Annotated in this window: 6 protein-coding genes; all 6 read left to right on the top strand. The window is 28.9% G+C overall.

The window, feature by feature from the left end; translation table 11 throughout:
• Positions 1 to 8 precede the first annotated feature (8 nt).
• The 6 genes from EHV10_RS01990 to EHV10_RS01965 are packed head-to-tail and all read left to right on the top strand — an operon-like array spanning position 9 to position 14043.
• Positions 9 to 1592 carry a (2,3-dihydroxybenzoyl)adenylate synthase gene (locus EHV10_RS01990; RefSeq protein ID WP_128673177.1) on the top strand — a complete coding sequence of 528 codons (1584 nt, stop codon included), beginning with the start codon at positions 9 to 11 and terminating at the stop codon, positions 1590 to 1592.
• 13 nt (positions 1593 to 1605) lie between these two features.
• The gene (locus EHV10_RS01985; RefSeq protein ID WP_128673176.1) at positions 1606 to 6114 is read left to right on the top strand and encodes a non-ribosomal peptide synthetase; all 4509 of its coding nucleotides are present in this window, start codon (positions 1606 to 1608) and stop codon (positions 6112 to 6114) included.
• Complete coding sequence (locus EHV10_RS01980; protein WP_128673175.1) at positions 6114 to 8237, top strand: bifunctional Gfo/Idh/MocA family oxidoreductase/class I SAM-dependent methyltransferase; 2124 nt, start codon at positions 6114 to 6116, stop codon at positions 8235 to 8237. Before EHV10_RS01985 ends, EHV10_RS01980 begins: the two co-directional genes overlap by 1 nt.
• A 2-nt stretch (positions 8238 to 8239) precedes the next feature.
• Positions 8240 to 8965, top strand: coding sequence for a VOC family protein (locus EHV10_RS01975; protein WP_128673174.1), 726 nt, complete (start codon positions 8240 to 8242; stop codon positions 8963 to 8965).
• A gap of 1 nt (position 8966) precedes the next feature.
• Complete coding sequence (locus EHV10_RS01970) at positions 8967 to 13283, top strand: amino acid adenylation domain-containing protein (protein WP_128673173.1); 4317 nt, start codon at positions 8967 to 8969, stop codon at positions 13281 to 13283.
• Between the two features lie 25 nt (positions 13284 to 13308).
• Positions 13309 to 14043 (top strand): cyclase family protein, encoded by a 735-nt coding sequence (locus EHV10_RS01965; protein ID WP_128673172.1) that lies wholly within the window; start codon positions 13309 to 13311, stop codon positions 14041 to 14043.
• The last annotated feature ends 4 nt before the right edge of the window (positions 14044 to 14047 follow it).

The raw sequence follows: 14047 nt of genomic DNA, 5'->3' as shown, positions 1-14047 counted from the left end.
GAGGAAGTATGAATATAGAAATAAAAGAAAAATTGGAAAAATTTTATGATGAAAATGTTTGGGAACATATGACATTGGGAGAGTTTATTACTAATTGTGCTAAAACTTATAAAGATAAAATAGCGATTGTAGATGGAGATATGAGGTTGTCATATAACGATCTTGACGAACTTTCTAACCAATATGCCAATGGACTACTTAAAGCAGGTTTTAAAAAAGGAGATAAGATTGTACTACAACTTCCAAATTGTTATGAATTTATAGTAATATCTTTTGCGATGTTTAAAACAGGAATTATTCCGATTATGAGTTTACCGGCACATAGAAAAAATGAATTAAAAGGTATTATAGAAAAATCTGAAGCGGTAGCATATATTTCAAAGGATAAATATTTAGGATTTTCATACGTAGACATGATTCGTGATATAAAATCTGAATTAAACAAACAATTAGAGGTTTATATTCTTGGAGAAAATCAAGAATATAAAAGATTTTCAAATCTTATTGAGAATAATAATCAATATAAACATTCTGATGTTGATTATAAAGGAATTGGATTATTGCTATTGTCCGGTGGTACAACGGGGATACCAAAACTGATTCCAAGAAGACATTGTGATTATATCTATGTTGCAAATAAAACAGGAGAACGATGTGATTTAAATCAAGAAACTGTATATCTTGCCTCTTTGCCTATAGCACATAATTTTCCTTTAGGTTGTCCCGGAATAGTAGGAACCTTTGCAAAAGGTGGGAAAGTGGTTTTGTGTAATGTAACAAGTCCTGATGAAATTTTACCTTTAATAGAAGATGAAAAAGTTACAATAACAGGCTTTGTGCCTGCAATTGCCAATATTTGTATGGATTATTTGCAATATGAAGATTATGATCTTTCCTCTTTAAAGATTGTACAAGTCGGGGGTTCGGTCCTGGAACCTTGGTTGGCAGAAAAAATTGAGAGGATTTTTGACGTTAAACTACAACAGATATTCGGAATAGCCGAAGGACTTATTTTAACAACAAATAAAGAAGATGATGACAAAACAAGATGGCAAACACAAGGCAAACCGATAAGTGAGCATGATGAAATACTAATTGTGGATGAACAAGGGGAGGAAGTAGGTGGTGAAGAATATGGAGAGCTTATAACCAGAGGTGCTTATACAATTTATGGCTATTACAACCTTCCCGAAGTAAATGAAATATGTATAACACAAGATTGTTATTTTAAAACAGGAGATAAAGCAAGAAAACTAAAAAATGGAAATTATCAAATTGTAGGAAGAATTAAAGAAATAATCAATAGAGCGGGTGAAAAGATAACACCTCTTGAATTAGAAGAAATTTTGCTTACTCATGAAAATATCAACTCAGTACAAGTTGTAGGCGTACCAGATAACTTGAATGGAGAAGCAATTGCCGTATTTATATTAAATGGTGATAAGAAACTTACGCTTGAAGAGGTTAGAAAATTCTTAATTTCCAACAATGTGGCGGATTTCAAATTACCGGATATTGTTAAATATATAGACGTATGGCCACTAACAGCTTTGGGGAAAATAGATAGAAATAAATTAAAAGAAAATTTTTAGAGGAGTATTTGCAATGGAACTTAATAATATAAAGGAAAATGCTAAATTATTAGTAAAAGATTGGTTAGAAAATATATTTGCAAAAATGGAAATTTTAGAAAATGAAAATTTAGTAGAAAAAGGCTTAAGCTCCATTCAAGTTATGCAACTGTCTGGAAAATTAAAGAAAACAGGGGTAAAAATTTCATTTGCAAAGCTTATGGAGAAACCTGTTTTATCCAAGTGGTTTGAACTTATTGATAAATCCAAAGTGAAAAGTGATAAGAACATAGAGTCATCAATTATCCAAAGTGATGAAATTAAGTTTGATTTAACGGATGTCCAGTATTCTTATTTAATCGGAAGAGAAGATGACCAGATTTTAGGTGGTGTGGGTTGCCATGCATATCTTGAAATAGACGGAAAAAACATTGAAGCTGATAGATTAAAAGCTGCTTGGAATAAGCTTCAATACAGACATCCTATGCTTAGAGTAAAATTCACGAAAGATGGGCATCAGGAGATATTGGACAAGCCGTACAGTGAAGAAATAGAAGTTATTGATTTAGCTGATTTTGATGAAGAGACATTACATTTAAAATTAGTAGAAATTAGAGAACAGAAATCTCATAGAAAATTAAATGTAAATCAAGGTCAAGTTGCAGGAGTAGCACTGGCAAAATTTTCAGATGGGAAGTCAAGGATATTTTTTGATGTGGATTTGCTTGTGTCCGATGTAATGAGCATGAGTATTATGATCAAAGAATTAGCTGAAATTTATTCAGGAGTCGAACTTGATAATTTGAATGAGTATACGTTTAAGGATTATATGCAAAACGGAATCAGCGAATTAATCAATGATGCAGATAAGGAGTTTTGGGAACAAAAAATAAATTCCTTTGAAATAGAAAGACCGAATTTACCATTAAGGAAACAGCCGGAACAAATTAAGGAAACGAAATTTAAAAGAAGAAAGAGAATTATTAAAAAGGAAGAATGGGAAACTATAAAAGATATAGCAGCATCGTATCAAAGTACACCCTCTATGGTTCTTTTGACTGCTTATGCACTTGTTCTTGAAAGATGGTGTAATCAGAGCAAGTTTTTTATCAATATACCGCTATTTAATAGAGATTTAGAAAATGAGTATCTAAAAGATATGGTGGCTGATTTTACGAATATTTTATTAGTAGAGCATGAGGTAACAGATGATTCACGATTTTTGGATACTTTAAGAAGAATAAACAAGACGTTTTTGGAAAATGTATCTCACAGTGCGTATAGCGGAGTTCAGGTTCAAAGAAACATATCAAAAAATCAAGGTACAAGTGTGAATATAGCACCTGTGGTTTTTGCGTGCAATATAGATTATCCGTTAGAAACTAGAATTTCAAGAGAAAACTTAGGTGAAATATCCTATATGATTTCACAAACACCGGGAGTTTGGCTTGATTTCCAAACATATATTGTAGATGATAATTTAATTCTTTGCTGGGATAGTGTGGATGAACTCTTCCCGACAGGAATGTTAGATGACATGATGGATTCTTTATATGAATTGATTATATCTTTAACACAGAAGGGAGAATGGGAAAAGAAAGTAGATGTTTTGCCGGAAAAGCAAAAATCTATTAGAAAACAGGATGTCGAAGAGATTTTGCCGATTCAATATCCAAATGAAACATTGTACGATGGATTCATCAAAAATGTAAAATTAAATCCAGATAAAGTTGCGATCATAGATTCTGAGACGAAAGAACAGATAACATATTATAAACTTTATGAGATTTCTTTAAAAGTTGCAGATTGTTTAAATAAAAATGGTGTTAAAAAGGGAGATTATGTAGGGATAACACTTCCAAGAGACAGCAGACAACTCTATGCAATTTTTGGGGTTTTATTTGCCGGTGCAGCATATGTATCAATAGGTATTGCTCAACCAAATGACAGAAGAACTAAAATTTATGATCAAATCGGAATAAAGTATATTATAAGTGATGAAAAAACAATAAAAGATTGTGGATTAAATAAAAGTGAAGTCAAGATTATTGATTTAGATGAGGCTATGGCAAATGAATCTAAATTAGAACAACCGATTGAGATTAGTCCTTATGATAGTGCGTATATTATTATGACATCCGGAACAACTGGTGTTCCTAAGGGTGTTGAGATTATGCATACGAGTGCTATCAATACTTGTATTGATTTAAATGAAAAATATAAAGTAAATGCTAAGGATACAATACTTATGGTATCTGCAATAGACTTTGATTTATCGGTCTATGATATTTTTGGAATACTTCGTGCCGGCGGAACAATAGTTACAACAAGTAAGGAGAATTACAGAAATCCTGATGAATGGTTAAATTTAGTCGATGAATATAAGGTTACAATATGGGACTCTGTGCCGATTTTGTTTGATATGATTGTTACTATGGCTGAAGGTAAAAATAGAAAATTACCTTTTAGAATTGTGATGCTCTCAGGGGATTGGATTGCTATAAATTTACCGGAAAGATTTTATAATATTAGTAGTAAAAATATAAATTCTATTGTTGTCGCTATGGGTGGAGCCACGGAAGCGTCTATTTGGTCAAACTATTTGAATGTACCGAGAGAAATACCGAAAGATTGGATTTCTATTCCGTATGGTAGACCTTTAAAAAATCAAGTGTATAGAGTTGTGGATGAGTTTTGTAGAATTTGTCCTAATTATGTTAAAGGCGAACTTCTTATTGGTGGAGTGGGTGTTGCTAAATGCTATCATGGTGACAAAGAATTAACGAATAAAAAGTATTTTGAGCAAGATGGAATAAGGTGGTATAGAACTGGGGATAATGGTAGAACATGGAATGATGGAACTATTGAATTTATGGGTAGAAAAGATAGCCAAATAAAAATAAAAGGTTATAGAATAGAGTTGGGGGAGATTGAATCTAGTGTAGATGATTTAGAATATATAGATAATGCTATAGTGTATGCAAAAGACAATGAAATTATCGTTGCGTATAAATTGAAAGAAAGTTCTAAAGCTAATAAAACTATAGAAAAATATAATGTAGATGAAATATTTATTGATAGAAAAGTAGATAATAAGATTGTCGAATATATTGGCATTTTATGTATTCTTAAAGTATTTGCGATGCTAAAATTTGAAAAAGAATTGATAGAAGATTTTAATATTAAATTATTTGCGAAAAATGTAAATATAAAAAAAGAATATGCCTGCTTGCTTGAAATTTGGATAAAGCAATTGTATAGATATAAAATTTTAAATGAAAATGAAAAAATATCTGATTTTTTTGAAAAGATAAGTATGGCGATACACGATATTCAAAGAAGATATTTAATAGAGATAGAAAAAGTAATATCTATTGATGATATAAATTCTTCGTGCAAATCAGTAATAAGCGTTATAACTGGTAAAATGGAGAAGGTTGAATTAATTGCTAATAATGACTTTAAGTTGACCCCTAAAAAAATAAATTATGGTTTATCTAATGCTTCTATAATAGAAGAAAAAATTAGAAATACGATTTATGAGAATATAGAAAAAATTTTTAAAGAAAAATCAAGAAAAATTAATATATTGGAGATTGGAGGCAGAGGGAGTTCTGGAATTTGTTTTGATGATAAAATAGCGAAATATATTGATTCTTACACATATATTGATGAGAGTATGGAATTTGTGGAAAAAATAAAATACAGAGAAATTAACAATATTATGTACAAAAAAATGAATTTAAATGATTTTATATTCTCTTTATCGTGTGGAATAAAGAAGTTTGATTTAGTTATAGCATTAGATTCTTTACACAGAGTAAATAATATTGATTTAATGCTTACTAATATTGGGAAAGTACTCTTAAAGAATGGATTATTTATTTTAGTTGAACCGACAAAAACGAATCCATTAATATATTTTTCTGTTGGTTTTCTTGAAAATAAATTTGATTTATATTGTGATGAAAGAAAAAAAGAACGAGAGTTATTTTATAGTTTTTCAAAAATAATTAGTAAGATTTCTTGCAAAAATTATTGTTTTGAAGAAATAAAGAGGTTTGAGAGCTTTGATGAAAAAACATCTTTTGTGCTAAGGAATAAAAATAATAATATTTCTGAAAGTGAAATAGCATATGAATTGGCAAATAGTTTGCCTAAGTATATGATTCCAAATAGGTTTATTGAGATCGACTATTTTCCAGTTAATAATAATGGAAAAATAGATCGAAATAAGATTTCAACCTATATAAATGATAAATTTAATTACAACAGAAAAGGTGTAACAGCGTCTACTCCGAGTGAATTAATGTTGGTGGGAGTGTTGAAAGATATTTTAAACATTGAAGAGGTGTATTTAAATGATAATTTTTTTGGATTGGGAGGAGATTCGCTAATAGCATTGAAATTGACAAAGAAAATTAAGGAAGTATTTTCTGTTGATGTTTCTATGTCGAGCATATTTAATTCCGATAATATCGGAGAACTTTTAGGTGCTATAGAGTCTAATAAATGTAAAAATTTTACAATCGGAGAAATATAGTGGAAAAAAAGAGAATAATATCATGCGGGACTAGATTTGGAAAAATGTATATTGAAGCTATACTGGATTTAAAAGCTGATTTTGAACTAGTAGGAATAGTATCTAAGAATAAAAGTTTGTATACAGAAAATTATGCGAAAAAGAGAAAAATACCATTGTTTTCTTGTGATAATAAGGTGCCTGATGCAGATATTGCGTGTGTGGTATTGAAATTTGTAAGCTCAGGTGGTGATGGAAATAATATAGTTTCTAATTTCATTGAAAATGGAATGCATGTTATGGTAGAACAACCTGTTCACTATAAAGAATATTTAGAAATGGTTAAATTAGCAATAAAAAATAAAAGATATATTGCTGTAAGTAATTTTTATAGATATATTGACTCAACTAAGGAATATATTGATTTCATAAAAGAATTTTCTAAAATTGAAGATGTTAGATATATAAATATAGAATGTAGCTATCAATTGCTACACCCTACAGTTGCTATTTTATGTGATCTGCTAGATGTTAGAAACTATGAACTTGATTCTAATGTGTTGAGATCAGGTGGTTTTGTTACTATTGGTGTAAATATAGATGGAATATATTGCAATATACGTATTCATAACGAGTTTAATTACAAAGACACTGATAATAATTTTTATTTGTTTTATAATTTTAAGGTTGGATTTGGAAGTGGAGATATTGTTTTGACTGATCCAAGCGGACCTATATATTGGTATTCCAGATTTCATATGAATAAAAATTTTGAATATGGGGATAGTAGTAGTGAAAATCTTATAAAGAAAAATAATATTATTTTTGGAAATGGTAATAATTATTCCGATATAATTTGGAGAGAATGGAAAAATGCAATATCAGAACAATTAAAATCATTTAGAGATATAGTATTAAAGGGTGAAAATTTTGAAGGTTTTATGCAAAAAGAATTAGATCAACTTATTATAGTCAGTGAAATAATTAAACTGATAGGTTATCCGAGGGAAAATTCATTTAGTGTTGTTAATCGAGAAAGACAAGTAAGAAATATTCTTTTTAATAATAGACTGAATGGAAATGATTTTAATTTAATGATAGAAACATTAACAAATGAACATATTGATAAAATGATTGAGAATATGGATATAGCGTGTGTATTGTCCGTATTAGTATTGTTTAAAAAGATTGGAATAATCAATAACGAAAGATACATTAGTATTCAGAATTTAGATGTTCGGTATTACAAATATAGATATATTATCAACAGATGGGTTTATATTTTTGAGAGAAAAAAATATATAAAACCATATGAAAGCATGTATTATATTAATGAGTTTTTGAATGAACTTGATTTTGAAAAACAATGGGACATCGTTAGAGATCAATGGAGTGGTGTTTTAATAGATAATAGTATGTTGGAATACTATTATTCGCATGCTGTCAATTTATATAACATATTTAATGAAGAGATAAACCCTACATATTTACTTTTTCCAGAAGGAAACATTGAGTTAGCTGAAAATTTCTATAATAATTCACTAATGGGTAAATATCTAAACAACAAAATTAGCCAATATATATCTGGAATTACTGATTATAAAACAAATATATTGGAAATAGGTGCAGGTACGGGGGCCACATCTTATAATGTTTTATCAAATATAAGAACAAAATATTCTGAATATGTATTCACGGATGTATCTGATTATTTTTTAGATGCAGCAAAAGAAAAGCTAAAAAATTTTGATAATATTAGATATGAAATACTTGATATGAATCATGATTTAATGGAACAAGGGATAGCTAAAGAAAGTATAGATATAGTAATTATAGCTGGTGCTATAAATAATGCAATAAATACTAAGAAAACCTTGAGTTATATTAATAAAGTAATGAAAAAAGGAGGAGTATTACTTATAGCTGAACCGGTGGATGACTTATTAGAGTTGCAAATATCTCAACTTTTTATAATGAATATTCCTAATGATGATAGATACAAGGAAAATATTACTTTTTTTAGAGAAAATGATTGGTTAAATTTATTGAATGACGCTGGATATAAAGTTATAGATGCTTTTCCAAAAGAAAATGATGTGATGAATAAATTGAAACAAAAATTATTTATATCAAGAAAGGAGTAAATATGTTAGAGATTAGTCATATATCTTTCAGTGTGAGTGATTTGCATAGCGCTGCTAAGGAAATAGAAAATATGGGATTTAAAATAGAATGGGGAGGTATGAAGGGAAAAGAAAATAATTTTTTCATATGGTTTGGTGAGAATGCTTTTTTGGAAGTGTTTTCTATAAAAAGAAGATATATGCCATTGCTTTTTGTAATTTATATAATTTATGGGAAAGTTGTGGCTAAGCGTTGGTGGAAATGGTTTTCAACAAAAAATAAATTTGTTGACTTCGCACTAGAAGATTCTGATGAAAATAAAACCATTATAAGAAATTATAAAAACAAAATTATGGTGGATATTGAGCTTATTAAGGAAAATTTGAAAGAAAGTAAGATTGATTTTTCTAAAACTATGCACTGGAAAAGAAAGAATAAAGAAGGGGTTAAAGCTAATTATAGTTATTTTGTTCCTTATAATGAAAACTTGCCGTTTATTGTTTCAAAATATGAACCTTCACAAAAACCTCAAAAAAATACACACCCTAATGGTGCAAAATTTATAAAAAATATAAGACTTTGTGCAAAAAAAAGTGAGTATAGAGACATGAATATTTTAATGAAAGACGTAAACAATGTGATTATAGAGGAGGGGAATTCTACAACAATGAAAGAAATAGAAATTTATGGACTAGAAAAAGAATGTTGTTTCTGTGATGTGAAATTCGTTCCTGCGGAGGTGATTTAATATGAAAAATAATGAATTGGAACAGATGTATGAGAAAATAAAAGAGCTAAGAGCATCTGACATAGAATTATTTGTTCATGAAGGTAAATTAAATTATAAAACTAGTTCCGATGCATTAAATGATAATGATATGATATATTTGAAAGATAACAAAAATGATATCATAGATTTTTTATCATGCTCAGATTATAATTTTAATTTAAAGAAAGTGATTTTAAAAAGAGATGATGACAATGACTGTTTTGATTTGACAGATGTACAGCAGGCATATATGTTAGGTAGAGAAGAAGTTTTTCAATACGGTGGAGTAAGTTGTCATTTATATATGGAGATAGAGTATGATTCCGTGTTAAATTTAGATAAGGTTAGAAAAACTTGGGATACATTATTTAAAAGACACGAAATGCTTAGAATGTATATCGGAAAAAATCATAAACAAATTATCGCAAAATATATACCATACGACATTATTCAAGAGTATGAAGTTGATGAAAACAATGTTGACAATATAAGAGAACAATATTATCAAAAAAACTATGATTTAAAAAGTGCCCCATTGTTTGATATAGGAATTATTAACATGAAGTGCAAGAGTATTTTATTCTTGTCATTTGATTTAATGATTGCTGATTGGAGAAGTATTTGGAGATTAATCTTTGAATTTGAGCAAATATATTTTCACAATAATACACTAGAAGAGATAAATATGAAATTTAAAGATCATGTACTTAGCTCTTCTATGATGAAAAAAAGTTTTAAATATTTTAGAGACAAAGAATATTGGATTAATAAAATTCCAAATCTTCAAGATGCACCACAATTACCAGTCAATTTAAACAGCAACACAGAAAAGTTAGGTTTTACTCACTACTCATTTTCATTGAATAACAAGGTATGGCATAAAATTGTAGCTATAGCTAAATCAAGAGGGGTAACTACCACTACAGTTCTCTTATCTGTATACTCATTAATCCTTAGAAAATGGAGTAACAACAAAGATTTTACACTTAACTTAACTATGTTGAATAGAGAGTATAGTAAATACGATATTGACAAAGTAGTAGGCGATTTTACGGGGATTACTTTACTGGACTGCAAGGACGACTATGGACTGACTTTTTTTAATTATGCAAAAGAATTACAAGAAACATTGATAGAAAATTTAGAGCATAGTGCATTTTCTGGCATAGAAGTAATTAGAGCGATATCGAGTAGTAGAAATACAAATAATATAATTATGCCATATGTTTTTACCAGTGGAATTGGATTTTCCAAAGATTTGAATTACAACTATGTTGGTAGAATGAATGATAAGATTAGAAGTCAAACTCCACAGGTGTTTATTGATTGTCAGTGTATGGATGATAAAGATTGTTTAAGAGTATTCTTTGATGTAAGAAATGGCATTTTCGATAATAGGATTGTTGATGATATTAAAGATTCCTTTTTAAGATATTTACATTTGTTATCAGAAGATGAAACATGGGATAGAGATGTGTTCGTCAGTTTGCCTGAGTGGCATATAAATGTAATTAATTCTATAAATGAGGTGAATGAAAAGTTAGAATTAAAAAGAATTGATAGAGCTATTTACGATAGTTGTTTAAAAAATATGGATAAAATAGCATTGGTAGATGATAATAATACTTTAACATATAGTAAGTTGTTATCTTATGCGTATAAAATAAAAAAGTTTGTTGGGAACAATAAGACAAAAAGGAAACCTAATATTGGAATATGTATGAAAAAGTCTGTTTTTCAAATTGCAACAGTTGTTGGAGTGTTATTAAGTGGTTCTTCATATGTTCCAATTGAAATTGATTTGCCAGACAAAAGAAAAGAAGAGATGGCAAGGCAGGCAGATGTTGATTTTATTCTCAATATGAATATTAGTGATAATGTTACTAATGTGAAGAATTATAACCTTGCTTGTATTTTTGAAGATTCTGATATTAATCATGATGAAGATCAAAATATGATAGATGAAAATGATTTAGACGATACTGCTTATGTAATTTTTACTTCTGGATCAACAGGGTTACCTAAAGGAGTAGAAGTTAGCCATAGAGCAGCCATGAACACTATAATGGATATAAATAATAAATTCAGTATATCAGAAAATGATGTTTTTATTGGTATTTCAAAGCTAAGTTTTGATTTATCTGTATATGATATTTTTTCTAGTTTGAGTTTAGGCGCAACTTTAATTATTCCTAATAGTGACTCAATAGATCCAGAATACTGGTGTGATTTGATAAAGAAAAACAAGGTTTCTGTTTGGAACACAGTGCCAGCAATAATGCAACTATTTGTAAATTATATGCTCGAAAATGAAGAAAAGGTGAATTTGAGAAAGATACTTCTTTCGGGAGATTGGATACCGACAGATTTGCCAGATAAAATAAGAAAAATTTCAAATGAAAGCACGATAGTTGCTATGGGTGGAGCTACAGAAGCTTCTATATGGTCCAATTATCATATATGCAAAGAAAATGATATATATGAAAGAAGTATTCCATACGGGGTCACATTATCTAATCAAAGTATGTATGTATTGGATTATAGAGGTGAACATTGTCCGGTTAATGTAGAAGGAGATCTATATATAGGAGGAGATGGTTTAGCTAAAGGATATATAAATAATGAAGAATTAACTTCTGCTTCTTTTATTTATGTTAATGGGATGAGACTTTATAAAACTGGAGATATTGCTAAAATTTTAACTTCAGGAGAAATTGAATTTTTAGGTAGAAAAGATAGGCAGGTTAAAATAAATGGATTTCGTGTTGAGCTTGGGGAAATAGAGGTTGTATTAAATAAATTTGATTTAGTGAAATCTTCTGTAGCATTATTGAATGATAATGGGGTTTTATCTTGTTTAATCGTTAGTGATAAATTTGAAGAAATTTGTGAATTTGAAATAAAAGAATATTTAAGACAATATTTACCAGAATACATGATTCCTAAGATTATAATTATAAAAGCTAAAATGCCTTTGACAAGTAATGGAAAAGTAGATTATAAATCCCTAAAAAAGGATTTATCTATATTAGAAAAAGAAATACAAGGAAAAGATAAAAGTTTTATTGATGATAAGATAACAAATGCTTTAGTTGAGATTTGCAAATCAAATCTAAAAACTAAACAGATAACTGCAAATGATAATTTATATAATTTAGGTGCGGATTCTTTAATAATAGCACAAATTGCTAGTAATATAAGAGACTATATTAACGACTTAGGGATCTATGAATATATTGAATTTGATAAGTTATTGAGAGAATTAATAAATAAGCCTGAAATATATAATCTTAGGTCGTTTATTGAAAAATATAAAATTTTCAACATAAAAGATAATATTCAGAGCTTTGAAGAGGATGACTCCATTGGGCAGATGAACTATATTTTAGACAAAGATAATGAATATTTGCAAGTTTTTTTGCATGCTGGTTTTGGAACATTAAACTGTTATAGATATGTGTTAGAGGATATGAAGAAGGAAAATATGTCAAGTATAGTTGGATTCACTATAAAAAATAGTGAAAAATATTGTTCAATAGACAGTGAAAAGTTGATTTCACGTTTAGCTGAAGAATACTCCCCAAAAATAGAAAAACTAGGCAAAAAGAAGATTCAAATTATTGGTTATTGTATAAGTGGTTTAATTGCAGTAGAAATAGCAAAAAAATTGAAGCAACATGAAGATATAGTTTGTTCCATTGTATTAATAGATAGTCATCCCATGAAATATAAGTTGGACGATGATATATTGACAGAAATATTATTTTTGCCGAGTTTGGGAATAAATTTTGATAACCTCGGATTTGAAGGAATATCAGGTAAAGAATTATTTGAAGCTATGTATAGTTTATATAATAAATTTAATAAACATATACCTAAAATGTCTTATAAATATTTAGAAAAAAAGTATTCGAAGTTATCAGAAGCTTTATCTAAATTAGAAGATTTAGGCACAATGAAAAGATTTGAATTCTATTCTGAAAAAGTAAAAGAGGTTATTGGAAACGCCCAACCTATAGAAATGCATTTAGAATTATACAAATCATTTAAACATAGCTTAAAAGCAGCAACATACGTGCCAAATTACTATGTGGGAGATATTAATTTCTTGTTAGCTGATACTAGTAGTAGTTTTATACCTGACGAGGATTTGCTTACAATAGATTTTTGGGAAAAACTGTGTTTAGGAGAAGTTAATGTCTCTAAAATACCTGGTGATCATGTTACATGTGCTGAAAATGTAGATAATGCTGCAGTTTTATCGAAAAAAATTATAGATCTATTAAAGGAAATGTAAATTTAAATATTGAGAGGTGAATGCGATGAAAATTGAAAACATTATTGCAGAATTAAAAAAGAATGAATGGATTGATTTAACTCACTCATTTGGTGAACTGACACCAAGGTGGCCAGGATTTAATCAGTTATCGAAAAAAATCATTCTAGATTTTGATAAATATCCGGTTAAAACACATTTATATACTTTTCCAGGACAGTATGGAACGCATATTGATGCTCCTGCCCATGCAAGTGAAAGTGGAAGGACATTAGATAAAATAGATTTAAAGGAGTGCGTTTTACCACTTTGTGTGATAGATTGTTCTCAAAAAGTACTTGAGAATCCTGATTATGCCTTGAAAGTAGAAGATATTAATAATTACGAAATTAATTATGGTAAGATTCCAGAAGGTTCATTTGTGGCAATGAGGAGCGACTGGTATAAAAACTGGCCAGATCAAGAAAAGTTTCTTAATATGGATATAAATGGTGAATCTCATTATCCTGGTTGGGATATAAAAGCAGTTGAGTTTTTGATTAAAGAACGTAAAATATTAGGAATTGGGCATGAAACTTTTGACACAGATCCGCCACAAAAGAAAGAACAATATCCATTTAAAGCGGAAGTTTGTGTTTTGAAAAATGATATATATCAAATTGAATTACTGGCAAATTTAGATAAGGTTCCCGCTAGAGGAAGTGCAATTTTTTGTATTTTTCCGAAGCAAGAAGGTGGAACAGGATTTCCTGTAAGATGTTTTGCAATATATTCAAAATAAATAG

It is taken from the genome of Lachnoanaerobaculum gingivalis, assembly GCF_003862475.1.
In the GTDB taxonomy this organism is placed as follows: domain Bacteria; phylum Bacillota; class Clostridia; order Lachnospirales; family Lachnospiraceae; genus Lachnoanaerobaculum; species Lachnoanaerobaculum gingivalis.
The sequence above is the reverse complement of the archived record's forward strand: the minus strand, read 5'-3'. Positions and strand labels throughout refer to the sequence as shown.